A 24,635-nucleotide genomic window follows, 5' to 3' on the forward strand; every position below is an offset into this window, starting at 1 on the left:
CTCAGATCGGGGTCAGGCGGCTCACCAGCCAACGGCCGTCGTGCTTCTCGAGTTCGACGCGGACGCGGCTGCCGCTGCTGACCGCCTCGGGATTGACGGAACTGGTGGTGATCTGGTTGAGGAACAACAGGGTCACCGCCCGATCGGCCTCGGCCGACACGACCGACGACGCCTGCACACTCACCTGCACGGTGATCGCCTTCTCCTTGGCGCCGGGCGCGATGACGTTCTTCATCAGGTTCGTGTACTCGTCCCGGAAGTCGCCGGTGAGCCCGTCGGAGGCGGCGGCGACCTGCTCGTCGACCGTGGCGTGGTCGTACGCGAGCATCGCGACGGCCTGCTCCTCGGCGGCCTGCAGGGCCTCGGTCCGGGCGGCCTCGGCGCCGTCGCGCTCGACCTTGTCGTACACGCCCACGCCGACGAGGCCGGCGAGCACGATCGCCGCGGCGGTGAGGGCCGCGAGCAGCATCCGGCGCGCACCTCCCCCGGAGCCGGGCTGCGCCGTAGCGCTTTCCGCGCCCTCCACGCCCGCGGCGTCGTCGGTCTTCTCGAGGGTCACGGCCTCGTCCTTCGAATGCTCGGTCATGGTACGAAATCCACCTTCGAGGCCAGCAGCCGACCGTTCTCGTCGCAGATCGTCACCCGCAGCCGGAAGTCGCGGGGCTCGGGTTCGGGCTGTTCCGCGTTGCTGACCATCGACCGCGCGGCCACGAGCGAGGACATGCAGGCGCCGTCCTCGGCCTGGATTCCGGCCTCGATCACCTCACCGGTGGTGTCCACGTTCGCCTTGGTCACCACATCGACGAAAGGCCCTTCGCGTCCTTCGAATTCGGCCTTGAAGTCACCGGTCGCCCCGTCGAGCAGACGCTGTACGTCCTCGGCCGCGCTCTGCGGGTGGATGGTGGTCAGATTCAGCACGGTCTGCCGCGCGGCCTGCAGGTACGCCGCCCGCCGGGCGTCGTGGTCGCGGTCGGCCGTCGCGCCGAGCCACAGCCACACTCCGGCGCCCACCAGGGCGAGGACGATCAGGGCTGCGACCGCGGGGAGCACCCGGCTCTGCCGGGCGGGTCCGGTCTCCGGCGTCGATGTCGTGGGGGTCTCTTCGTCCGCCATCAGCCTTGCTGCGCCTTCATGTACGTCTCCAAACTGGTCTCGGGGCCGGTGTCGACGTTGCGGTACACCGTACCTTCGGGACCGATGTACGTTCCCGTCGCCGGGTCGATGCCGCGCGCCGTCACCCCGGCGGGCGCGGCCGCACCCGTCCCGGTCGCGTGCGAGGCGGGCACCGGCATGTCGCCTTCCGACTGCACGGGCGTCGGGGCGCCCCGCCACGGGTTGTCGAGGTATTCGGGCTGGTACCCGTTGCGGCACGCCTCCGGCGTGGGGGCGCGCCGGCCCGGGAACTCCATGCACGGCAGGTTCCGCGCGCCTCGCACGGCGTTCGGATCCGACTGCGGGAGCTTGCAGTACACCTCGCCGGGGGTGTCCACCATCGTGGTGTCCGCAGGGCTGCGCCACTGTTCGGGCGGCAGGAAGCCGGACAGGCACGGCGGCGGATCGTGCAGCTGCAGGTGGAAGTCGACGACCGCGCCGTCCTCGGCCGGTCCGCTGCCGGCCGCGGTGATCAGCGCCGTGGTCATCGGCGGGTACAGCACCAGGATCTGTTCGATGCCGGCGTTGTAGAGCACGCCCACCTCCCCGACGCCGACCATGTTGGCCAGCAGCAGCGGCAGCGTCGGCCGCAGGTCCTGCAGCAGCTGTTCGGCCTCGGCCGCGGCGCCCGGCCCCTTCGCGAGCACCGCCCGCAGGTCGGTGTCGGCGGCCCGCAGCCCGTCGGTGAACGTCAGCATGTCCCGCGTCCAGGAGCGGATCGCGTCGCTGGTGACGACCTGGGTGTCGAGCAGCGGACCGAGCTGATCGAGCAATGCCTTCGTCTGCTCGCTGCCGGCGCTCGCCTCCTGCACGAACAGGCGGGTCGAGTCGATCAGCCGCTGCAGGTCGGGCCCCGACCCGTTGAACGCGTCGAACGACTCGTCGACGACGGTGCGCAGCCGTGTGTCGCTGATGCTGGCGAGCAGGACGTCGGCCTGGTCGAGCAGCTCGCCCACCTCCTGCGGCACCGACGTCCGGTCGGCCGGGATCACGTCGCCGTCCGACAGATACTCCCCGTTCGAACCATCTTGCGGGGGAACGAAGTCCACGTACTGCTCGCCGACGGCGGACACGCTGCGGACCGCTGCGTCGACGTCGGCGGGGATCGAGCGGTCGCTGTCGATCGACAGGATGGCCTCCACCCCGGCCGGCGACAGCTGCACCTTGTCGACCACCCCGACGGTGTTGCCGCGGTAGGTGACGTTGGCGTGCGGGTAGAGCCCGCCGGTGGAGGGCAGTTCCACGATCACCGTGTACCGGCCGACGCCGAGCAGCTGCGGGAGCCGCACGTACTGCAGCGACATCACCAGCAACCCGACCACCGTGAGCACCGAGAAGATGGCGAGCTGGATCCGGACGAACTTCGACAGCATCATGGCGCGGGCACCCCCAGCGGGGGCAGCCCCGGAACGGTGATCTCCCCCAGACCGGGGACCGACAGCGTTGCGGCCGGGCCGGGCGCGGGTTGCGCGGCCGGCTGCTGGAGCGGGGCCTGGAAGGGGTCCGCGGACTGGGCCGCCAGCCCGGCGTCCCGGCCGAGGATGCCTTCCGGGCCGGCGAGGCGCCCGGCGAGCGGGGTGCCGGTGAGGAAGTTCAGGTCCAGCCGTTCGAGGGTGAGGTCGATGGTCATGGCGAGGTTCGCGTAGTCGCCCCGGATCACCTGGTCGATGCCGGCCTGCGGGAACGGATAGGTCAGCAGCACGCCGAGCACCTCGGTCAGCGCGTTGCCCGAGTCGGCGAGCGCACGCAGTGTCGGAGCCAGCGCCTGCAGGTTGGTCTGCAGGTCGTCGCCGCTGTTCTCGACGAGCCGGCTGGCGACGGTGCTCATCTCGCCGAGCGAGGTGAGCGCGGTGGTCAGGTCCTGCCGCTGTTCCACCAGCACGTTCAGCGCGGCCGGCATCTCGTCGAGCGCACGGACGAGGGTGGCGTTCTGCGCGTCGACCGTCCACGCGAGCCGATCGATGCCCTCCATCGCGGCGATGATGTCGCCACGCTGCCGGTCGAGGGTGCCGACGAGTTCGTCGAGCCGCGGCAGCAGGTTCCGGATCGAGTCCTCCCGCCCGTTCAGCGCCGCGTTCAGCTCGGTGGTGATGTCGTTGATCTGCGCGAGTCCACCGCCGTTGAGGACCACCGACAGCGACGACAGCGTCTGCTCGGTGGTCGGGTACACCCCGGCCCGCTCGAGCGGGATCAGGTCGCCGTCCTCGAGCCGGCCCTGCGGCGGCTCGTCCGACGGCGACGCCAGTTCGAGGTGCTGCGAGCCGAGCAGGCTGGTCTGCCCGATCTTGGCGGTGGCGTTCGCCGGGAGTTCGACGTCGCCGTCGAGGGCCACCGTCACGAGCGCGTGCCAGTCCTCGACCTCGATCTTCGTGACGCTGCCGACCTGGACGTCGTCGACCCGCACCGGCGAGTTCTGCGTCAGGGTGGTCACATTCGGCATCTGGATCCGTACCTGGTAGGCGTCCTCGCCGTGCCCGGCGGTGCCGGGCAGGGGGAGGGAGTTGAGCCCCTCCCATTCGCATCCGGTCAACGTCAGGGACGCCGCGACCGCCATCGCGGCGGCGGCGTACCGCCGTGCCGGGCGGGTGTGCCGGGTTCGGGTGCTCATCGTCCTCCTCCCGGCTGCAACAGCGCACCGAGGTCGGGGGGAACCGTCACGGTGGGCAGATCCGAGAGCGGCCCGGCCGGCGGCGGAGTGGCGTCCGCGGGAGCGATGCCCCGGCCCGCCGCCTCGGCTTCCGCCTCGAGACCCGGTTCGGTGTACACGATCTGGTCGGGGAACGCCTCCACCGCGGCGATGGGGTTGGTCATGATCGGCAGGTAGTTCATCGCCAGCGACTGGAGGACCGGCCCGAGCTGCTGGCGGCACAGCTCCGCGCTGCGGTCGGAGGTGGCGTTCGCCGCGGCGGCCACGGACCCGCACATGAACTCGACGGGGTTGGCGAGGTTGCTGATCGCCAGCGCACCGGTGAGCGAGCCCTGGGCGGGCTTGTAGATGTCGTAGAAGTTCGCCAGCGCCGTCGGGCCGGAGTGCAGGACCCGCTCGATCTCGGGCCGCTTGCGTGCGAGCACCTCGGTGGCGTCGGCGAGGCGCTGCACCGACTCGGTCAGCGCTGCCCGGTTGTCCTGCACGAACCGCTGCACGTCGCCGACCGCGAGGTCGAGGTCCGCGAGCGAGGTGCCGAGCTGGCCCGAGCTCTGGGCGAGGACGTCCGAGACCGACGCCAGCCGGCCACCGAGCTGGACGATCTGCTCGTTGCTGGTCGAGAGCACCGACACGAACGCCTGCAGGTTCCGGACGGTGCCGAACAGGTCGGTGCGCCCCTCCGACAGGGTGTGCATGGTGTCGGACAGTTCGCGCAGCGTGGCACGGACGGTCAGGCCGTTGCCGTCGAGGTTCTCGGCGGCGGTATCGATGAAGCGGCCGAGCGAGCCCTGGGGGTCGAGGCCCTGGGGGCCCAGCGCCTCCGACAGGCGCATCAGTTCCGTCTTGATCTGGTCCCATTCGACCGGCGAGGCGGTGCGCTCGACCGGGATCGTCGCGTCGTCGGCGAACTGCGGGCCGCCCGAGTACGCCGGGGTCAGCTGGATGAAGCGCGCGGACACGAGGCTCTGCGCGATGATCACGGCCTTGGCGTCGGCCGGGATGTCGACGGAGTCGTCGACCTGCATCTGCACGCGCACCAGGTCGTCGCCCGGCTCGATGCGGGTGATCGTGCCGACGCTCACGCCCAGCACGCGCACGTCGTCGCCCTCGTACAGGCCGCTCGTGGAGACGAATTCGGCGTTGATCGTGCGCTTCCCCCAGCCGGGCAGCACCACGGCGAATGCGACGAGGGCCAGGGCCACCACCGCGACACCGGCGATCACCGGTATCAGCAGGCGGCGGCGCTTTCCGGGCCGCCCCCCGGGGGCCTCGAAGGTGTGGGTGCTCATTCGCCATCCTTCGTGATCGACGGCGGGTTCTTCGGAATGATGTCCTGCAGGTCCTGTTGCAGCAGCTCGGGGGCGACCGTGCTGTCGACCAAGGCCTTCCACCACGGCGCGGGCAGGACGTTCGACACGTACGCGTTGAAGAACGGACCGCTCGCCACGGACTCGCCGAGCGCGCTGATGTACGGGCCGAGACCGTCGAGGGCGCCGGCGATGTTCTCCTTGTTCGCCTGCAGGTTGGCGGTCACCGCGTTGAGCTTCTCCAGGGTGGGAGCCATCTGCGCCTGGTTCTCCTGCACCAGCGCCGACAGCTGCCGTGAGACCGCGGAGATGTTCGCGATCAGCTCGGTGATCGCGTCGCGGCGCACGCTCAGCTCCCCGAAGAGGGCGTTGGCGTCCACCACGAGGGCGTTGATCCGGTCGCTGCGCTCGGCGAGGATGCCGGTCACCGATTCGGCGCGGGCCAGCAGGTCCTCGAGCGACTCGTCGCGCGCGTTGATGGACCGGGACAGCCTGGTCATTCCCTCGAGCGCCCCGCGCAACTCGGGTGGGGTGTCCTGCAGCGAATCCGACAGCGCGTTGAGCGAGTCGTTGATCTGCTCCGTGTCGAGATCCGACACCGATGTCGTGAGGTCGCCGAGAGCGTCGGTGAGCGAGTACGGGGAGTCGGTGCGCGCCAGCGGGATCGGCTCGCGCGGGTCGAGCGTCCCCGAACCGTAGGGCTGCACCGCGAGGGACTTGCGGCCGAGCACCGTGTTCGTCTTGATGTCGGCCCCGGTGTCCTCGCCGAGCGCGATGCCGTCGCGGACGGTGAAGGCGACGAGAACCTGCTGGTCGTCGAGGCGGACGTCGGTGACCTCGCCGACGTCGACGCCGGCGAGGGTGACGGTGTCGCCGGGCACGAGACCGCCGGCGTCGGCGAAGTACGCCGAGTAGGTCAGGCCGCCGGAGAGGAACTGCAGCTGGTCGTACTGCAGGCCGGCGAGCACCGTCGCGGCCGCGACGGACAGGCCGACGATGCCGACCTGCACGGGATTGCGTTCACGGATCGGACTCATTCGATCTTCGCGCACCTTCCGGTCGTCTGCTCGGCCGACGTGAAACGGATGGTGGTCCCGTCCGGTCCCGAGAACTTGAACGTGTTGGCACACAGGAAGAATTGGAAGAAGTTGCCGTACACCCCCACCCGGATGAGCTTCTTGTAGTCGTTCGGCAGCCGCTCGAGCGTCCGGTTGATGTCGTCGCGCCCGAGGTCGAGCTGCGTCATGGTGCGGTTGGTCTCGGCGATCACCGACTGCAGGTCCGGCCGGTTGTTCTGCAGCAGCGAGGCGAGATCCCCGGTGCCGGCCGCGATCCGCGGGATGGCGGTGCCGATCGGGTCGCGGTCCTGCGCGAGCCCGCTCACCAGGGTCTGCAACCGGTCGACGGTCTCGGTGAACTGCTGGTCGTTCTCGTCGATGGTGGCGAGGACGGCGTTGAGGTTGTCGATGACGTCGCCGATCAGCCGGTCCCGGTCGGCGAGGGAGTTCGTGAACGAGTTGGTGTTGCCCAGCAGCGACACCAGGGTGCCGCCCTGCCCCTGGAAGACCTGGAGCAGCGCGCCGGACAGGTCGTTGACCTGCTGCGGGTCGAGGCCCTGCAACAGCGGCTTGAATCCGCCGAGCAGCAGGTCGAGGTCGAGCGCGGGTTCCGTCTGCGCCACCGGGATCGTGCCGCCGGCCGGCAGCGTCTCGCCGGTACCCGGTCCCTCGAGCAGCTCGAGGTAGCGGTCGCCCACCAGGTTCTCGTACCGCACCGTGGCCTTGGTGCTCGCCAGCAGCGTGTGCTCGGCGTCGACGTCGAAGGACACCTCGGCCTGGTTGCCGCGACCGATGTCGACGCTGTCGACCGACCCGACGGGCACCCCGGCGATGCGGACCTTGTCGCCGGCCTGCAGCCCGGACACGTCGGTGAACGTCGCGTGATAGGTCTGCGTGCCGGTGAACCGCACCTGGCTGAACACGATCGCGAGTGCCGCGAAGATCAGCACCATCACGACGGTGAACGCGAGGAACTTGACCGTGGTGGCCCTCACCGGATCACCCCGCTCCCCCGCGGCGCCCGGCCCACCGGGCGCGTCCACGTCCGCCTCTGCGACTCCGGCATCTCACTCGCCTCCCGGGAGCATGTCGCCGAACAGGAAACCGAAGATCGTCGGGTACCGCACCCACGTCTCGGTGTTCGGGTGGAACGGCACGGGATGGGTGTCGGCGACGACGAAGGGGGCGTGGCCGTCGCGCTTGGGATCGAAGGCCGGCAGCCCGTGGCAGTTCGGCCCACCCGTCGCGCCCACCACCGGCAGGTCCTTCTCGTGGTCGTACATGGTGGCGCCGCCCAGGAAGTTCGTGCTCAGCATCAGGGCCGGGTACTTGCCGGTTCCGGCCATGGGCTCGAAGGCGATTCGCGCGTCGTTGAGCCCGATGATGAAGCACGTCAGCTCCGGCGAGTACTCGCCGAGCAGCGTCGTGGTCTCCGTCAGCAGGTCCAGCGCCGAGGTCAGCTGCGCCTCGTTCTCGCCGAGGACGTCGCGACCGGTGTTCGCCAGGCCGGTGACGTTCATCAGCATCAGGTCCAGGTTGGCCTGCTCGTCGACGACGGTGTTGCCGATCGAGGTGGCGTTGTCGAGCAGGTTCATCACGTCGGGCGCGACGTCGGCGTACAGGTTGGTGACGTCGGCGGCCACGGCGAGGTCGTACTGCAGTTGCGGCAGCGAGGGATTCATCGTCGCGAGATAGTCGTCGGCCTCGACGAGGGTGGCGCCGAGGGTGTCGCCGCGACCGTTGAGGGCCTCGGAGATCGCCCCGAGGGTGGCGTTGAGCTTCTCCGGCTGGACCTGCGCGAGCACGTCGGACAGGTGCTGGAAGACCGTGTTGAACTCGACGGTGACGTTCTCGGCCGCGATGATCGCACCCTCCTGGAGCGGCACCGGCGACGGATCGTCCGGCATGAGCAGATTGACGAACTTCGCGCCGAACACGGTGGTGGACTCGATGGCCACGCGCACGTTGGACGGCACCAGGTGCAGCTGGCCGGGATCCATCGCGAGCTGCAGCAGCGCGCCGTCAGGGGTGTGCTCGACGGACCGGACCCGGCCCACCTCGACACCGCGGAGCTTGACCTTCGCGTCGGGCTCCAGCACCAGGCCGGACCGCGCCGAGGTGACCGTGACCGGGGTGGTGGCGGTGAAGGCACCGGCGAACATCAGCAGCGCCAGCGCGACGGCGACGGTGAGTCCCCCGACGAGACCGAGGGCCGCGAGTTTCTTCTTCCAGGAAGGTGTGTCCATGCGCCTATCCCGACAGGTTGAAGTTGCCGGTCGCCCCGTACACCGCGAGCGAGATGAGCAGGGTCACGGTCACCACGGCGATCAGGGATGCGCGCACGGCGTTGCCGACGGCGACGCCGACACCGACCGGGCCGCCACCGGCGTTGAAGCCGTAGTAGGTGTGGATCAGCATGACGGCGACCGCCATGACGATGGCCTGCACGAACGACCACAGGATGTCGGTGGGGATGAGGAACGTGTCGAAGTAGTGGTCGTACACGCCCGCGGACTGGCCGTAGAGCACGACGGTCGCGAAGCGGCTGGCGATGAACGAGGCGATCACCGCCAGCGAATACAGCGGGACGATCGCGATCATCCCCGCCATCACGCGGGTGCTCACGAGATACGGGATCGACGGGATCGCCATGACCTCGAGCGCGTCGATCTCCTCCGAGACCCGCATGGCGCCGAGCTGGGCGGTCGAACCGGCGCCGATGGTGGCGGCCAGGCCGATGCCCGCGATGGTGGGCGCCGCGATGCGGACGTTGATGAAGGCGGCGAAGAAGCCCGTGAGCGCCTCGACGCCGATGTTGCCGAGGGAACTGAAGCCCTGCACGGCGATGATCCCGCCGGTGAACAGGGTCAGGAAGCCGACGATGACGACCGTTCCGCCGATCACGGCGAGCGCACCGGTGCCCATGCTGATCTCGGCGATCAGCCGGACCGTCTCCTTCGGGTAGTGCGTGATCGCGCGCGGGGCGTATCCGAGCGCCTTGCCGAAGAAGAGCGCCTGCTCGCCGAGCCGGTCCACGGAGTCGGAGGCGCGGGCGACACGGCGCCGCACGCGGGGGAAGCGCCAGGAGATCACTGCCATCTACATCACCGCCGTGCCGGTCACCCGCCCGTCAGCTTGATGCCGACGGCGGTGACGAGAAGGTTGACCACGAACAATGCCATGAAGGCGAACACGACCGTCTGGTTGACGGCGTCGCCGACGCTCTTGGCGCCACCCTTGACGTTGAGGCCGAGGTAGGCGGCGACGAGGCCGGCGATCATGCCGAACAGGCCGGCCTTGACCTGGGAGATCACGAGTTCGCCGAAGCCGGTGAGCAGGGTGATGCCGTTGACGAAGGCGCCGGGGTTCACGTCCTGGAGGAAGACGGAGAACGCGAAGCCGCCCAGGATGCCGATGGTGCACACCAGCCCGTTGAGCAGCAGCGCCACGACGGTGGACGCGAGGACCCGGGGCACGACGAGGCGGTGGATCGGGTTGATGCCGAGCACGCGCATCGCGTCGATCTCCTCTCGGATGGTGCGGGCGGCGAGGTCCGCGCAAATGGCGGTGGCGCCGGCACCGGCGACGATGAGCACGGTGACCATCGGGCCGACCTGGGTGACCGCGCCCAGTGCGGCGCCGGCGCCGCTGAGGTCGGCGGCACCGATCTCGCGCAGCAGGATGTTGAGGGTGAAGCTGACCAGGACGGTGAACGGCACCGCGACGAGGACCGTCGGCACGAGGGAGACCCGCGCGACGAACCATGCCTGATCGACGAACTCGCGTCGCTGGAAGGGCCGGGAGAACACGGCCCGGGCGGTCTCGCCCGTCATCGCGAAGAATCCACCGACCGCGCGGAGCGGTACCTCGAGGAGGTCTACCACCGTCTCCTCCTCCGTTGGTTCGCTCGCCGGCCGAGGCCGGCGAGGGGTCAGCTTGTGACCCGCGTCATACTAACTAGAACGTGTTCACGTGTCAAAGACCACTGCGGCGCGGCGTGACACGGCTACCTCTGCGGGCGGGAGCCCCGCCGCACCGACCGAACCGGCGGCGCTCGCGTCGAGCGGAAAATCGGGGTTCGAACTGGGAATTCAGTGGACCGCGAGATCGGATCCGCCGCCCGCCCACGGGACCGAACTCGGTCGGGAACCGCGCCGGCCGCCCCTTCGCGAACCGCGTCGCGGGACGCAAAACTAGAACAGGTACTACACGATCTCCGAGCGGCCTCCGGCCGCGCGTTCACGCGCCCGGATCGCCGGACGACACGCGAGCCCGGGGTCGGGCCGACACTAGCCGGATCGGCCCCGGACGGCGCGATATTACCGAAGGACAACGTTGCATGTCACTTCGGGTACCGCCTAGTGGGACGTCAGAGGGCGAGTGCCTGCGCGGCCGAGAAGTTACGGGCGGGGTCCCGGTCGCCGAAGTAGCCGCCGACCCGTTCGGCGAGGCTCTCCGGGGTCCACCGGACGTCCGCGTCGAAGCGCTGCTCGACGACGGGCGCGGCCATGAGCGCGACCATCGGGCCGTAGACGACGAAGACCTGGCCGTTGATCCGGTCCGCCGCGGGCGACGCCAGGTAGGCGACCAGTGCCGAGACGTGCTCGGGCGACAGTGGATCCACCTCCCCCTGGGGCGCGGCACCGAAGACGCCCTCCGTCATCGCGGTGCGGGCCCGCGGGCAGATGGCGTTGGCGCGCACCCCGTACCGGGACAGGCCCCGCGCGGCGGAGAGGGTGAGTGCCGTGATTCCCGCCTTGGCGGCGCCGTAGTTGGCCTGCCCCTCGGGGCCGAGCAGGCCGGCCTCGGAGGACGTGTTGACGATCCGGCCGTAGACGGGACCGCCGGCCTTCTTGGACTCGCCACGCCAGTACGCCGCCGCGTTGCGGCACAGCAGGAAATGGCCGCGCAGGTGCACGGCGATCACCGCATCCCAGTCCTCGTCGGACATGTTGAACAGCATGCGGTCCCGCACGATTCCGGCGTTGTTGACGACGATGTCGAGGCCGCCGAAGCGTTCCTGTGCCGTCGCGAGCAGCGCGTCGGCCGTGGCACGTTCCGCGACGCTGCCGGCGACGAACGCCGCATCGGCGCCGAGGTCGCGGATCTCGGCGAGGGTTTCCTCGACAGCATCGGTCGCCGCGAGATCGTTGACGACCACCGCGGCGCCGGCCCGGGCCAGCGCGACGGCCTCCGCCCGGCCGAGCCCGGCACCGGCGCCGGTGACGACGGCGACCTTGCCGTCGAGACCCAGGCCCCCCTCGTCCGTCGCACCGTTTCCTGCGGGGCCGAGACCGTTGCCGGTTGCACTCATGGACGCGCTCTCCCTAGCGATGTCGGGCGGCCCACCCGGGGCCGCCGCGCTCCTGGTCGCCGCGGCTTCCGGCGACCACCGGAAATGTAGAACGTGTTCTCGTTTCTGACAAGGGGCGCCGTCAGGCCTCGCTCAGCGCCGCACGCGGGCACTGGGCGATTGCCGTGCGCACGTCCTCCTCCCGCTCCGGCGCGATGGGGTGCGTGACGATCAGCTCGTCGTCGTCGTTCAGATCGAACACCTCGGGCGCGATTCCCACGCACACGCCGTTCGCCTCGCAACGATCGAAGTCGACCTTGACCTCCATGAACAGACCTCGCTTCTTGCTTGCTCGACCGATCGGGCGCCGGACGCGCGGGCTGGCGCGACGGCTCGAAAACCAGGCTAGAACGCGTTTCAGTTCTGTGCAATGATTCGGGAACATCGCCGAGCCGGTCCCGGTCCTCGGCCGTCGACCAGCTGCCTACCCGACGAACGGAGCGGTTCGTGGACATCGCGTACACCCCGCAGCAAGAGGAACTCCGCACGCAGTTGCGCGCCTACTTCGCCGACCTGATGACCCCCGAACGACGGGAGGCGCTCGCCGCGACCACGGGCGAGTACGGCGCCGGCAACGTGTACCGGGAGGTCGTCCAGCAGATGGGCAAGGACGGCTGGCTCACGCTCGGCTGGCCCGAGGAGTACGGCGGGCAGAACCGTTCGGCCATGGACCAGCTCATCTTCACCGACGAGGCCGCGATCGCCGGCGCGCCGGTCCCGTTCCTCACCGTCAACTCGGTGGCGCCCACGATCATGCACTTCGGCACGCCCGAGCAGAAGGAGTCCTTCCTGCCGAGGATCTCCGCCGGCGAGCTGCACTTCTCCATCGGCTACTCCGAGCCCGAGGCGGGCACGGATCTCGCGTCGCTGCGCACCACCGCCGTGCGCGACGGTGACGAGTGGGTGATCAACGGCCAGAAGATGTGGACGAGCCTGATCGCCTACGCCGACTACGTGTGGCTCGCGTGCCGCACCGATCCGAATGCCCGGAAGCACAAGGGCATCAGCGTCCTCATCGTGCCCACCACCGCCGAGGGGTTCTCCTACACGCCCGTGCACACCATGGCCGGCCCCGACACCAGCGCCACCTATTACCAGGACGTGCGCGTCCCGGCGTCCGCGCTCGTCGGCGCGGAGAACGGCGGCTGGGCGCTGATCACCAACCAGCTCAACCACGAACGCGTCGCGCTCACCTCCGCGGGCCCGATCCTCACCGCGCTGCAGGAAGTGCGCGCGTGGGCGCAGCACACCCGCCTGCCCGACGGCCGCCGCGTCCTCGATCAGGAATGGGTGCAGATCAACCTGGCCCGGGTCCACGCCAAGGCCGAGTACCTGAAGCTGATGAACTGGGAGATCGCTTCCAGCACTGCGCCGCTCGGACCCGCACCGGCGTCGGCGAACAAGGTGTTCGGCACCGAGTTCGCCACCGAGGCCTACCGCCTGCTGATGGAGATCCTCGGCCCGTCGGCCACGCTGCGGCAGAACTCCCCGGGCGTGCTGCTGCGGGGCCGGCTCGAACGGATGCATCGCAGCTCCCTGATCCTCACCTTCGGCGGCGGCACCAACGAGGTCCAGCGCGACATCATCGCGATGACCGCCCTCGGACAGCCACCCGCCAAGCGCTGACACTCCACCGGAAGGGACAAACCGTGGACTTCACCCTCACCGAGGCGCAGCAGGACCTCGCCGGCCTCACCCGCCGCATCGTCACCGAGATCGTCACCAACGACCACCTGCGCCGGCTCGACGCCGCCGACGACCGCATCGACCACACCCTGTGGGACGCGCTCGCCTCCTCGGGCATCCTCGGCGCGGCACTGCCCGAGTCCGTCGGCGGCGACGGCTTCGGACCGCTCGAACAGACGAGCATCCTCACCGAACTCGGCCGCGGCGTCGCCGCCGTCCCCTACCTGTCCTCGATCGTCGTGTCCGCCGCCGCCGTCGCCGAGTTCGGCAGCGACGCGCAGCGTCGCGACTGGGGCGAACCCGCCGCCACCGGCGAGAAGATCCTCACCGCCGCCCTCGAGGAGGAACTGAACGACGACCCCACGTCGCCGACCACCACGGCACGTCGCGCCGACGGCGGATGGATCGTCGACGGCACCAAGACCCTCGTCGACGCCGCGCCTGCCGCGGACCTGTTCCTCGTGCCGGCCTCGACCCCCGACGGCGTCACCGTGCTCCTCGTCCGTCCCGGCGATCCCGGCGTGACCGTGACCCGCCAGTACGACACCGGCCTCGGCTGCCTCGGGACGCTCACCCTCGCCGCGGCCTCCGTGCCCGGGGACCGCGCGCTCGGCACCGACGGCCACGCGGTCACCGTGTGGCTGCGCGACCGCGGGCTGCTCGGCTCGGCCGCATACCAGTACGGGGTGCTCGACCGGGCGCTCGAACTCACCGCCGGGTACGCCCGCGAGCGGGTGCAGTTCGATCGGCCCATCGGCAGCTTCCAGGCGGTGGCCCAGCGGCTCGCCGACGCCTACATCGACGTCAAGGGCGCCCGGCTCACCCTGTGGCAGGCGGCCTTCCGCGCGGAGGCCGGGCTGCCCGACACCGGGGAGCTGCGCACGGCCGCGTTCTGGGCCGCCGACGCCGGGCACCGCGTCGCGCACACACTCGTACACGTCCACGGCGGAGTCGGCCTGGACGAGGACCACCCCGTGCACCGGTACTTCCTGGCCGCCAAACACCACGAGTTCCACCTCGGGTCGGCCACCGCGCAGCTGCGGCACCTCGGCGCGTCCCTCGCGGAGGCGCCGGCGTGAGCGTCCCGATCAGCGGAACCGGCACCCCACCCGCCGCGGCGATGCCCCAGGATGCCGGCATGACCGACGTCCCCACCGTGACCGCGCTCCTCGAACGGCTCGCCACCGTCGACGATCGTGGCCTGCAGTTCGAGAACATGTCGCTGTCGTGGCGCGAGCACGTGCAGGCCGGCCGGGACCGGGCCGCCCTGTTGCACGAACTGCTCGACCCACGCAGACCCCGGCACTTCGGGATCCTCATGGACAACGTGCCGGAGTTCTCGATGCTGCTCGGCGCCGCGGCGCTGTCCGGCTCGGTGGTGGTCGGGCTGAACACCACCCGTCGCGGGCAGGCCCTCGCCCGCGACATCGCGCTCGCGGACTGCCAGGTGGTGTTCACCGAGGCCGCGAACGCGCGGCTGCTGGACGGACTCGACCTCGGCGGCGTCCGGGTGATCGACGTCGACTCCGCCGAGTGGGCCGATCTGCTCGCTCCCCACACCGGTTCCACCGCCGCGCCGGCGCCCGTCGCCGCGACCGATCTGTTCATGCTGATCTTCACGTCCGGCACCAGCGGCGACCCGAAGGCCGTGTGCTGCACCCACGAGAAGATCACCGGCCCCGGAGTGATGCTCGCGGAACGGTTCGGTCTCGGCGCCGACGACGTCGTGTACGTGTCGATGCCGATGTTCCACTCCAACGCGATGATGGCCGGCTGGGCGGTGGCGCTGGCGGCCGGGGCCGGGATCGCCCTGCGGCGCAGGTTCTCCGCCTCCGGCTTCCTGCCGGACGTGCGCCGCTTCGGCGTCACCTACGCCAACTACGTGGGAAAGCCGTTGTCCTACATCGTCGCCACCCCGGAGGAGCCCGGCGAGGCGGACAATCCCCTGCGCATCATGTACGGCAACGAGGGCACGGCGCCCGCGATCGCCGAGTTCCGCCGGCGGTTCGGCGCGACGGTCGTCGACGGGTTCGGCTCCACCGAGGGCGGCATCTCGATCTCCGCGGCGCCCGATGCGCCGCCCGGGGCGCTGGGACGGCTGCCCGAGGGCGTGCGGATCCTCGACCCGGACACCGGATCGCCCTGTCCGGTCGCCGAGTTCGATGCCGACGGCCGCATCCTCAACGCCGACGTCGCGACCGGTGAGCTCGTCAACGTCGCCGGGGCCGGCCTGTTCGCCGGCTACTACAAGAACCCGGAGGCCGACGCCGAGCGGGTGCGCGACGGCCGGTACCACAGCGGCGATCTCGGCTACGCCGACGCCGACGGGTTCGTCTACTTCGCCGGCCGCAGTTCCGGCTGGATGCGCGTCGACGGCGAGAACATCGCGGCCGCTCCGATCGAGCGGGCCCTGCTCCGCTACCCGGGCTTCGCGCAGGTCTCGGTCTACGCGGTCCCGGATCCGCAGGTCGGCGACCGGGTGATGGCCGCGGTCATCCCGACCGCGGATTCCGCGTTCGACCCCGTCGCACTCGCCGGGTTCCTGGACGCGCAGGGCGATCTCGGCCCCAAGCAGCTGCCGACGCTGATCCGGGTGTGCCGGGACTTCCCGCGCACCGCCACGTTCAAGATCCTCACCCGCACACTCAGCGCCGAGCGGTGGCACTGCGCCGACCCGGTATGGGTCCGCCGCCGCGGCGAGCGCGAGTTCACGCCGCTGACCGACGACCTGGCGGCCGAGTTGCAGCCGCAGGTCACCGGATCGGGCCGATAGGCGATCCGGCACGAGGACATGAACCTGACGTTGCGTCAGGTCGTAGCGTCCGCCCCATGACGACGAACGAACCCCGATCCCTCACGGTGGACGACATCATCGACGTCGCGGCGGCCCTGCCCGGGGTGGTGGCGACGACGGCCGGGGAGGACAACGGCGCGCCCCGGCAGGCGTGGGGCGACACCTTCCTGTTCTTCGATCCGGACGGCACCACCCCCGCCGACCGCAGGTTCCCGTTCGCCACGGTCGTCGTCCACGACTACGACGGCTTCGACACCGCGTCCCACCTCTACCGGACGGGGGTGTTCCGGCTCAACGTCGCGGTCGGTCGCGACGAGTTCCGCGACCTGCTGGGTTACCCGCCGGCCGGGCACGCGCGGCACGGCGCCGCCGTGGACTACACCGCCCTCGATCTCCTGCTTCCCCATCCCGTGTACGCGCCGCAGGGGTGGGTGTCGATCCTGAACCCGGGCGTGCGCACCGCCGCACAGGTCCCCGGCCTGCTCGCCGTCGCCCACGCCCGGGCGGCGCGACGACACCGGCCGTGACGGCGCATCATCGACGTGTGGACGGCGAGTACACGGTCGGGGACGTCGCGCGGATGGCCGGCGTCTCGGTGCGCACGCTCCACCACTACGACCGGATCGGCCTGCTCGTGCCCCATGGACGCAGCGCCGGCAACCACCGCCTCTACTCGGCCGCCGACGTCGAGCGGCTGCGACGCATCCTGTTCTATCGCGCGCTCGACTTCGGCCTCGATGCCATTGCCGACATGCTCGCCGATCCGGGCGCGACCGTCGACGATCACCTCCGCCGCCAGCGGCGGCTTCTCGAACAGCGCCGGGACCACCTCATCGGTCTGCTCGCGGCGCTCGATCGCGAGCTCGAGGCGCGGCGCACGGGTGTATCGCTCACCCCTGAGGAGCAACTGGAGATCTTCGGAACCGACCGGTTCGCCGAACGATTCGTGGCCACCGAGCCGGACTGGCCGAATCACGACCAGTGGGAGCGGGCGGCGCACCGCGCCGCGGGGCACACCAGGGAGGACTGGGAGACGATCAAGGCCGAGGCCGCCGCCGACATCCGAGCGTTCGTCGAGGCGATCGCGGCGGGCGAGCCGGCGGACGGACCGGTAGCGATGGATGCCGCCGAGCAGCACCGCCGCCACCTCGAACGCTGGTTCGGCCCGTGCAGTCCGCAGCAGCACTGCGAGATCGCGGCCCTGGATATCTCCGGCGACGCCGCCACCGCCGAGTGGGAGGAGCTGGCGCCCGGGCTGCCGCGGTTCGTCCACAACGCGATCGTCGCGAACGCGCGGCGTGTCCGTGGGTCGTGACAGGGAGGTTCTCGTTCCGAGCGGGAGGATCCTGGTCGACGCACCCGCACGATGCCGCGACATACTCCCGCTCACCGCCACAACCTCCCGCTCGGCTGACGCAGGAGGGCGGGCAGGCTCACCCAGCCGCGGGTGAACGACGACTGCAGACGCACCCCCGATGCCGGATCGACCGACACGTGGGGATACCGGGCCAGCAACTCCTCGAGCGCAACCCGGGACTGCAGCTTCGCCAGGTGCGAGCCGATGCAGAAGTGGGGACCGCTGGAGAATCCGAGGTGCCGCGGAATCGGCCGGGTGACGTCGAACTTCTCTGCGGTGTCGCCGAATTCGCGTTCGTCGCGATTGGCGGCGCCGTAGAGCATCATCACCTTCTCCCCGGCCGGAATCGTCACCCCGTGCAACTCGACGTCACGGGTGGTGGTGCGCGCGAGTCCCTGCACCGATCCCTCCAGCCGCAGCGTCTCCGTCAACGCGCCCGGGATCCGGGAAGGCTCGTCGACGAGCAGGTCGCGCTGGCGGTGATCGGTGTCGAGCAGCATTACGGCGTGCGAGATCAGGTTTCCGGTGGTGTCGTTGCCGCCGGCCACCATGACGAAGCAGAACCCGAGGATCTCCCAGTCGGTGAGCAGTTCGCCGTCGGACTCGACGGTGGTCAGGGCGCTGATCAGGTCGTCGCCGGGTTCGCGGCGGCGCTCGCCGATCAGGCGCGAGAAGTACTCGAACATCTCGGCGACGGCGTCGGGTGCGCTCATGGCGGCCACGTCGAATCCGCTGTCCTGCAACGCCGTCAGCGCGGCGACCCACGGATCGAACCGGGCCCGGTCGGCCGCCGGCACGCCGAGCATCTCCGCCAGGACGAACGTCGGTACGGTCGAGGAGAATTCGCGGTGCAGATCGACCTCGCGCCGCCCGGCGAACGAATCGAGCCGGCCGCGGACGAACCCGCGCACGGCGTCCTCGAGCGCCGCGACGCGCCGGGGCGTGAACCCCTTCGCGATCAGGCTGCGCAGCTGCCCGTGCCGCGGGGGGTCGAGCATGACGATCGTCGGGGCGAGACCCAGTGTGCCGATCTCGTCGGGAACGAACGTCAATCCCCCAGCGGACGAGTAGGTCTCGGTGTCGCGCACCGCGTTCCACACGTCCTCGAAACGGGACAGCACCCGGAACGGCGGAATGCCGTTCCGGGTGCTGACGTGGCGGTGCACCGGGTCCTCGTCCCGCAGCATCCGGTAGGCCGGGTAGGGGTCGGCCAGGAACTGCGGATCGAAGGGATCGTAGACGGTCACCACCGGTCCGTCACCGTGCTGCGTTCAACCGGTCCACGGCCCGCTCGTACCCCTCGACGAGCTCGGCCATGATCTCCGCGACCGGCCGGATCTCGTTCATCCGGCCGACGATCTGCCCGACGGGCATCGCGACGACCTCGGGATCGTCCGCGGCGGCGATCCGCTGGTGGGCTTCGCTCACGAGCAGGTTCTGCAACGGCATCGGCAGCGGCGACGGGGCATCGGGCTTCGACCATGCCTCGGTCCACTTCGTCTTGAGCAGGCGGGCGGGCTTGCCGGAGTAGATCCGCGAGCGGACGGTGTCCGACGATGTCGCGCCCAGCAGGGCCCGCTGGACCGACGACGGGCCGTCGGCGGCAGCGCCGAGCTTGTATTCGGAGGTGGTGAGCCAGTAGGAACCCATCCACACCCCGGACGCGCCGAGCGCGAGCGCGGCCGCGACCTGCCGCCCGGAGCCGATACCGCCGGCGGCAAGCACCGCCGCCGAATCGCCGAGGGCGTCCACGATTTCGGGCCAGAGCACCATCGAGGCCACCTCGCCGGTGTGCCCGCCCGCCTCGTACCCCTGGGCGATGACGATGTCGACGCCGTTCTCGACGTGCCGCCGGGCATGCTCGACCGCCCCGGCGAGCGCCGCGACGGGCACCCCCTTCTCGTGGGCGAGGTCGATCACGTCCTTCGGCGGGGAGCCGAGCGCGTTGGCGATGAGCGCAGGCCGGTGCTCGAGGGCGACGTCCACATGTGCGCGGGCGACCGAGTGCAGCCAGCCGAGGACGCCGGCCGCGTGTTCGGCGGACTCGTCGAGCGGCGGCACGCCGAGCTCGGCGAGGGTGCGCTCGACGAAGGCACGGTGCTCGGCGGGGATGAGCTTGTCGAGGTCGACGGCGGTGCCCTCGGTGGGAACCTTTGCGGGCATCACGACGTCGACCCCGTAGGGCTTGCCGTCGGTGTTCTCGTCCATCCAGGTGAGCACGGCGTCGAGCTCGTCCGGGTCGTTGAACCGGACACAGCCGAGGACGCCGAGACCACCGGCCCGGCTGATCGCGGCGGCGACGTGCTCGGACGGGGTGAACCCGAAGATCGGGTACTGGATGCCGAATTTCCTGCTGAGATCGGTGTGCATCCCGGTCCCTTCTAGCTCGCCGCGGCGGAGCCGTTGGTGTGGTGGTCGTCCGCTGGGCGCTGCTCGGTCTGTTCCTTGGCCCAGCGGTAGTCGGGCTTGCCGGCCGGCGAACGCTTGATGGCGTCGACGTACCAGACACTGCGCGGAATCTTGTAGCTGGCGATCTGCGTGCGGGCCACCTCGACGAGGTCGGCCAGCGCCGGGCGGGTACCGGCGCGGGGCGCGATCACGGCGGACACCCGCTGCCCCCAGCGCTCGTCGGGCACGCCGACGACGAGGACGTCGAACACGTCCGGGTGGGCCTTGAGGGCGCCCTCGACCTCCTCGGGGAACACCTTCTCGCCACCGGTGTTGATGCAGACGGACCCGCGGCCGAGCATGGTGACGGTGCCGTCGGCCTCGACCCGCGCATGGTCGCCCGGGATCGAGTAGCGGACGCCGTGGTACTCGCGGAAGGTCGCCTTGGTCTTGACCTCGTCCTTGTAGTAGCCGATGGGGATGTGGCCCTTGCGGGCGAGCACGCCCACCTGCCCGGAGCCGGCCTCGACCGGATTTCCGTCGTCGTCGATCACGGCCGTGGAGGCGTCGATCTTGACGGTGGGGCCACCCGAGTGGGCCTGGCCCTTGGCGACGATGCCGAGTCCGCCGAAGCCGGTCTCGGACGAGCCGATCGAGTCGGTGATCACCGTGTTGGGCATCAGGTCCAGGAAGCGTTCCTTCAGCGCCGGGGAGAACAGCGCGGCGCTCGACGCCATCGCGAACAGGGACGAAAGATCGTACTTCTCACCGGTTCCCGGACGTCCGCTCTCGAGCGCGTCGAGCATCGGGCGGCCCATCGCGTCGCCGGTGATGAAGATGACGTTGACCTTGTGCTCCTCGATGACGCGCCACACCTCGTGGCCGTCGAACTCGGGATGCATGATCACCTTGCCGCCGCTGAACAGCGACTGCAGCACCGCCCACTGGGCACCGCCGTGGATGAGCGGGGGGATCGGGAAACGGACCAGCGGCGGGCTCGCGGCACCGGTCTTTGCGAGTTCCCATTCGTCAGCGACGTATTCGCCCGTCATGAAGTTGATGCCGCCGCCGAGTACGCGCCACACGTCCTCCTGCCGCCACATCACGCCCTTGGGGCTGCCGGTGGTGCCGCCGGTGTAGAGGATGTAGAGGTCGTCGGCGCTGCGTTCGCCGAAGTCGCGCTCGGGTGAGCCCTGAGCCAGCGCGGACTCGTAGTCGACGCCCCCGTAGCTCGCGTAGTCGAGATCGGTGCCGTCGTCGACCACGACGACGGTGCGGATCTGCGGGCAGTGCGGCAGCACGGCGGCGACCTTGTCGGAGTAACGGCGCTCGTGGACGAGCGCGACCATGTCCGAGTTGTCGAAGATGTACTGCAACTCGTTCTCGACGTACCGGTAGTTGACGTTCACCATCACGGCACGAATCTTGAACACCGCGACCATCGCCTCGATCGCTTCGATGGTGTTGCGGGAGTAGATACCCACCTTGTCACCGGGCTTCACGCCCCGTTCCTGCAGATAGTGGGCGAGCCGGTTGGCGCGCTCCTCCACCTGCGCGTAGGTGACCTCACGTCCGTCCGACGCGAGCGCGACGCGGTCGGGAACGAGGTCGATTGCGTGCTCTACGAGGTCTGCGATGTTAAGGGCCACGTCACAAAAGTAGAACGTGTTACCGTTTCTGACAAGACCCGGATGAGATCCAGTTCACAACCCCTCAGGAGTCCTCAGTGTCCACCACCGCATCGGAAGTTTCCGGCATTTCGGCAGACGCCCCGCACTGCCTCGTCGAACAGCGCGGCTCGGTCCTGATCGTGACCATGAACCGGCCCGAGGCCCGCAACGCCCTGTCCGGCGAGATGATGGCGATCATGGCCGAGGCCTGGGACCGCGTCGACAACGATCCGGAGATCCGGGTGGCCATCCTGACCGGCGCCGGCGGCGCGTTCTGCGCGGGCGCCGACCTCAAGGCGATGAATCGGTCGGCCCCGGGCGACAAGTTCGAGCAGGGCGAGCGAAGCGACGGGAAGGGCAAAGGCGGTGGCTGGGATCTGTCCAGGCTGCCCGCACTGCTGAAGGGCCGTCGCCTCACCAAGCCGCTGATCGCCGCGGTCGAGGGCCCGGCCATCGCCGGCGGCACCGAGATCCTCCAGGGCACCGACATCCGCGTCGCCGGGGAGAGCGCGAAGTTCGGTGTCTCCGAGGCCAAGTGGGGCCTGTTCCCCCTCGGTGGCTCGGCGGTGCGGCTCGTCCGCCAGATCCCCTACACGATCGCCGCCGACATCCTGCTCACCGGCCGCCACATCAAGGCCGCCGAGGCCAAGGAGATCGGCCTGATCGGCCACGTCGTCCCCGACGGCCAGGCTCTCGACAAGGCCCTCGAGATCGCCGGGACCATCGCCGCCAACGGCCCCCTCGCCGTCCAGGCCATCCTGAAGACCATCCGCGACACCGAGGGCATGCACGAGGAGGAAGCCTTCGAGATCGACGCGAAACTCGGCGCCGAGGTCTTCAAGAGCGCCGACGCCAAGGAAGGCCCCCGCGCGTTCACCGAGAAGCGCACCCCGAAGTTCACCGGCGCCTGACGGGCCGGAGGCCCGGGCCGAGCGAATGTATCGCTCACCTCCGTAGTCCGACGGTATGGTCCATTCGCTCAGCCCGGTGCCACCGTCCGTAGTCGCACGTCGGGCCGCGGCCGAGAGGCCGCGAGCTCGTAGTGCCGGCGCAGGTCGTCGACGACACGCCTCGGTGACCGCTCCACCGCACTCGGGATCGTCGGCAGCACGATGATGCCCGCGTTCTGCATGCGGGTCCGGCGCTCGATCGTGTCCTTGTACGCCTTGGGCGACAGGTGCCACGCGAGGGAGTCGATGTCCCAGGCCATCGCGACGTCGTCGATCCAGCCGTCAGGTCGTGCGATGAACCCGCCCCGGGAGTCGAGAACATCGCGGTTGAACACCATCTCGGGCAGACCGCTGCGTTCCCACAGCTCCCGGGCCTTCGCCTCCGCCACCGAGTGGACGTTGGCATCCACCTCCCGGAGCACCCGCCGCGGCAGAGCCGAACCCCGCCCGCTCCCCTCCGCCAGTTCCTCCTGCAGCGCTGCCACCGACACCGCTCCACGCTGGACGGCCGAGGCGATCAACGACCGCGTCGCATCGAGAGTGGTGCACCGGCGCGCGGCGTCGAGCAGGGCACGTTCGATGGGAGCACACCGGATGCCATTACGTATCAAAGGGTCCGGAATTCGGGTTGTCCGCTCGACGAGGACGAATCCGGCCGACTGCACGCGACGATTCGCCGGGAGCAGCACGTGGACGTCGTATTGTTCTCCCGCCAGTCCATGTTCTCCGAGCGCCGATCGTCCGGTGAGTACGGCGTCGTCGCCGACGTACTTCATGGCCGCGATCGTGCGTTGCCGAGCCGACGCCGGTCCGTTTCCGAGCATCACGATGCCCGGCAGCAGCCGTTGCCAGGGACCACCCGGACGGCACCGCTCGTGAATTGCCGACCCCGACACTCCGACACGACGAAGCACGGCGTCGCGAACCACACCGCTGTCGCCCAGCCGGCCCAGTGCCTCCGGATCCCCCGCCCACTCACCCCTTCTCATGGACCTACAGTGCGCCGCTCGATCGGATTCGTGTGGCCGCGGAGCGTGCATTCGTCGAATCTGTGGAGCAACTCGCCGACTGTGGACAACCTCCCCACCGAGCGAATGTGGCATCCCGTCGATCTGAGGAGGTGAACGATACATTCGCTCGGGGGAAGCGGGCGCCTACCGCAGCACGACGTCCGCCAGGGAGCGCACGTGCTCGGCGTCGCGGCAGCTGACGAGCAGCATCGTCACGCCGGCGTCGGACCAGCGCTTCACGCCGGCGCGCACCTCGTCGCGGTCGCCGATGATCATCGTCTCGGTGACCATCTCGTCGGGAATCGCGGCGGCGGCCTCGTCCTTGCGGCCCGCGCGGAACAGGGCGGTCACCTCGTCGACCACGTCACCGTAGCCCATGCGCCGGTACACCTGGGCATGGAAGTTGAGTTCGGGGGTGCCCATGCCTCCGACGTACAGGGCGGTGACGGGCTTGAGGCCGGCGATGGTCCCCGTCCGGTCGTCGGTGACGACGACCTGGCAGGTCGCGGCGATCTCGAAGTCGTCGCGGGTGCGCCGGGCGCCGGGCCGGCCAAAGCCCTCGTCGAGCCACTCGTCGTACATCGGGGCCAGGCGCGGGGAGTAGTAGATGGCGAGCCAGCCGTCGGCGATCTCGGCGGTCAGCGCGACGTTCTTGGGCCCCTCGGCGCCGATCCAGATGGGGATGTCGGCACGCAGCGGGTGCGTGATCGGCTTGAGCGGCTTGCCGAGCCCGGTGGCGCCGGGTCCGTCGTACGGCAGCGGGTAGTGCGGGCCCGGGTTGGTCACCGGCTCCCGGCGGGCCAGCACCTTGCGCACGATCGAGACGTACTCGCGGGTGCGGGCGAGCGGCTTGGCGAACGGTTCGCCGTACCACCCCTCGACGACCTGCGGCCCGGACACGCCGAGCCCCAGGATGTGCCGCCCGCCGCTGAGGTGGTCGAGGGTGATCGCGTGCATGGCACAACTGGTGGGGGTGCGGCCGGAGATCTGCACGACGGACGTGCCGAGCCGCACCCGCCGCGTGCCCGAGCCCCACCACGCGAGCGGCGTGAACGCGTCCGAGCCCCACGACTCCGCGGCGAAGACCGCATCGAAACCCTCCGCCTCGGCGGCGGCGACGAGCTCGCCGGCGTTCGCGGGCGGCTGCGCCCCCCAGTAGCCGAGTTGCAGACCCAGTTTCATTGCACACCATTCCTTTCGGGGCGGACCGGGGACACCGCTGCTCGGACGGTACCCTTGCCACCGTCTCTAGAACCTGTTCTA

General features: G+C 70.1%; 23 protein-coding genes. 6 read left to right on the forward strand and 17 right to left on the reverse strand.

Features of this window, described 5'->3' with window-relative positions; genetic code table 11:
- Position 1: 1 nt before the first annotated feature.
- From A4U64_RS20475 to A4U64_RS20530, 12 genes are all read right to left on the reverse strand, one after another.
- Entirely contained in the window at positions 2–586 is a 585-nt protein-coding gene (locus A4U64_RS20475) for a hypothetical protein (RefSeq protein WP_029541061.1), read from the reverse strand.
- The gene (locus tag A4U64_RS20480) at positions 583–1,113 is read right to left on the reverse strand and encodes a hypothetical protein (protein ID WP_050034586.1); all 531 of its coding nucleotides are present in this window, start codon (positions 1,111–1,113) and stop codon (positions 583–585) included. Before A4U64_RS20480 ends, A4U64_RS20475 begins: the two co-directional genes overlap by 4 nt.
- The gene (locus tag A4U64_RS20485) at positions 1,113–2,528 is read right to left on the reverse strand and encodes an MCE family protein (RefSeq protein ID WP_065923035.1); all 1,416 of its coding nucleotides are present in this window, start codon (positions 2,526–2,528) and stop codon (positions 1,113–1,115) included. The genes A4U64_RS20480 and A4U64_RS20485 overlap by 1 nt, the downstream gene beginning before the upstream one ends.
- Positions 2,525–3,760 (reverse strand): MCE family protein, encoded by a 1,236-nt coding sequence (locus A4U64_RS20490; protein WP_065923036.1) that lies wholly within the window; start codon positions 3,758–3,760, stop codon positions 2,525–2,527. Before A4U64_RS20490 ends, A4U64_RS20485 begins: the two co-directional genes overlap by 4 nt.
- On the reverse strand, positions 3,757–5,088 hold the full coding sequence (locus A4U64_RS20495) for an MCE family protein (protein WP_065923037.1): 1,332 nt from the start codon (positions 5,086–5,088) through the stop codon (positions 3,757–3,759). The genes A4U64_RS20490 and A4U64_RS20495 overlap by 4 nt, the downstream gene beginning before the upstream one ends.
- Positions 5,085–6,143: an MCE family protein gene (locus A4U64_RS20500; RefSeq protein ID WP_006937871.1), complete on the reverse strand. Its 1,059-nt coding sequence runs from the start codon at positions 6,141–6,143 to the stop codon at positions 5,085–5,087. Before A4U64_RS20500 ends, A4U64_RS20495 begins: the two co-directional genes overlap by 4 nt.
- Positions 6,140–7,159, reverse strand: a complete 1,020-nt coding sequence (locus A4U64_RS20505) for an MCE family protein (protein ID WP_006937869.1) — start codon at positions 7,157–7,159, stop codon at positions 6,140–6,142. The genes A4U64_RS20500 and A4U64_RS20505 overlap by 4 nt, the downstream gene beginning before the upstream one ends.
- 72 nt (positions 7,160–7,231) lie before the next feature.
- Positions 7,232–8,410, reverse strand: coding sequence for an MCE family protein (locus tag A4U64_RS20510; protein ID WP_006937867.1), 1,179 nt, complete (start codon positions 8,408–8,410; stop codon positions 7,232–7,234).
- 4 nt (positions 8,411–8,414) lie between these two features.
- The gene (locus A4U64_RS20515) at positions 8,415–9,263 is read right to left on the reverse strand and encodes an MlaE family ABC transporter permease (RefSeq protein ID WP_029541049.1); all 849 of its coding nucleotides are present in this window, start codon (positions 9,261–9,263) and stop codon (positions 8,415–8,417) included.
- A 20-nt stretch (positions 9,264–9,283) separates the two neighbouring features.
- Positions 9,284–10,048, reverse strand: a complete 765-nt coding sequence (locus A4U64_RS20520; RefSeq protein WP_006937862.1) for an MlaE family ABC transporter permease — start codon at positions 10,046–10,048, stop codon at positions 9,284–9,286.
- 485 nt (positions 10,049–10,533) lie between these two features.
- The gene (locus A4U64_RS20525; protein WP_065923038.1) at positions 10,534–11,478 is read right to left on the reverse strand and encodes a 3-oxoacyl-ACP reductase; all 945 of its coding nucleotides are present in this window, start codon (positions 11,476–11,478) and stop codon (positions 10,534–10,536) included.
- A 121-nt stretch (positions 11,479–11,599) separates the two neighbouring features.
- Complete coding sequence (locus tag A4U64_RS20530; RefSeq protein ID WP_006937853.1) at positions 11,600–11,785, reverse strand: ferredoxin; 186 nt, start codon at positions 11,783–11,785, stop codon at positions 11,600–11,602.
- Positions 11,786–11,964: 179 nt separating this feature from the next.
- On the opposite strand from A4U64_RS20530, the gene A4U64_RS20535 reads away from it, so the two are divergent.
- The 5 genes from A4U64_RS20535 to A4U64_RS20555 are packed head-to-tail and all read left to right on the forward strand — an operon-like array spanning position 11,965 to position 17,312.
- Positions 11,965–13,143: an acyl-CoA dehydrogenase family protein gene (locus A4U64_RS20535; RefSeq protein ID WP_065923039.1), complete on the forward strand. Its 1,179-nt coding sequence runs from the start codon at positions 11,965–11,967 to the stop codon at positions 13,141–13,143.
- A 23-nt stretch (positions 13,144–13,166) separates the two neighbouring features.
- On the forward strand, positions 13,167–14,282 hold the full coding sequence (locus A4U64_RS20540; protein ID WP_065923040.1) for an acyl-CoA dehydrogenase family protein: 1,116 nt from the start codon (positions 13,167–13,169) through the stop codon (positions 14,280–14,282).
- 59 nt (positions 14,283–14,341) lie between these two features.
- A complete protein-coding gene (locus tag A4U64_RS20545; protein WP_044476046.1) occupies positions 14,342–15,976 on the forward strand; it encodes a long-chain-fatty-acid--CoA ligase in 1,635 nt (544 codons plus the stop codon).
- A gap of 56 nt (positions 15,977–16,032) precedes the next feature.
- Positions 16,033–16,524, forward strand: a complete 492-nt coding sequence (locus tag A4U64_RS20550; protein WP_006937846.1) for a DUF6194 family protein — start codon at positions 16,033–16,035, stop codon at positions 16,522–16,524.
- A 17-nt stretch (positions 16,525–16,541) separates the two neighbouring features.
- Positions 16,542–17,312 (forward strand): MerR family transcriptional regulator, encoded by a 771-nt coding sequence (locus A4U64_RS20555; protein WP_084648672.1) that lies wholly within the window; start codon positions 16,542–16,544, stop codon positions 17,310–17,312.
- Positions 17,313–17,383: 71 nt separating this feature from the next.
- On the opposite strand, the gene A4U64_RS20560 is transcribed toward A4U64_RS20555, so the two are convergent.
- From A4U64_RS20560 to A4U64_RS20570, 3 genes are read right to left on the reverse strand one after another with little or no spacing between them, the layout of a single operon-like run.
- Positions 17,384–18,601 (reverse strand): cytochrome P450, encoded by a 1,218-nt coding sequence (locus tag A4U64_RS20560; protein WP_231385862.1) that lies wholly within the window; start codon positions 18,599–18,601, stop codon positions 17,384–17,386.
- Positions 18,602–18,611: 10 nt separating this feature from the next.
- Positions 18,612–19,724, reverse strand: a complete 1,113-nt coding sequence (locus A4U64_RS20565) for an NAD(P)H-dependent flavin oxidoreductase (protein ID WP_043797477.1) — start codon at positions 19,722–19,724, stop codon at positions 18,612–18,614.
- Positions 19,725–19,735: 11 nt separating this feature from the next.
- The gene (locus A4U64_RS20570; protein WP_043797480.1) at positions 19,736–21,391 is read right to left on the reverse strand and encodes an acyl-CoA synthetase; all 1,656 of its coding nucleotides are present in this window, start codon (positions 21,389–21,391) and stop codon (positions 19,736–19,738) included.
- 77 nt (positions 21,392–21,468) lie between these two features.
- On the opposite strand from A4U64_RS20570, the gene A4U64_RS20575 reads away from it, so the two are divergent.
- Positions 21,469–22,323 carry a crotonase/enoyl-CoA hydratase family protein gene (locus A4U64_RS20575; protein ID WP_006937836.1) on the forward strand — a complete coding sequence of 285 codons (855 nt, stop codon included), beginning with the start codon at positions 21,469–21,471 and terminating at the stop codon, positions 22,321–22,323.
- Between the two features lie 68 nt (positions 22,324–22,391).
- On the opposite strand, the gene A4U64_RS20580 is transcribed toward A4U64_RS20575, so the two are convergent.
- Together A4U64_RS20580 and A4U64_RS20585 are read right to left on the reverse strand one after the other, a co-directional pair.
- Positions 22,392–23,351, reverse strand: coding sequence for a hypothetical protein (locus tag A4U64_RS20580; RefSeq protein ID WP_029541024.1), 960 nt, complete (start codon positions 23,349–23,351; stop codon positions 22,392–22,394).
- A gap of 165 nt (positions 23,352–23,516) precedes the next feature.
- Positions 23,517–24,554: an LLM class F420-dependent oxidoreductase gene (locus tag A4U64_RS20585; protein ID WP_065923041.1), complete on the reverse strand. Its 1,038-nt coding sequence runs from the start codon at positions 24,552–24,554 to the stop codon at positions 23,517–23,519.
- Positions 24,555–24,635: the final 81 nt, after the last annotated feature.

This window comes from Rhodococcus sp. WB1 (assembly GCF_001700945.1).
Lineage (GTDB): Bacteria > Actinomycetota > Actinomycetes > Mycobacteriales > Mycobacteriaceae > Rhodococcus > Rhodococcus aetherivorans.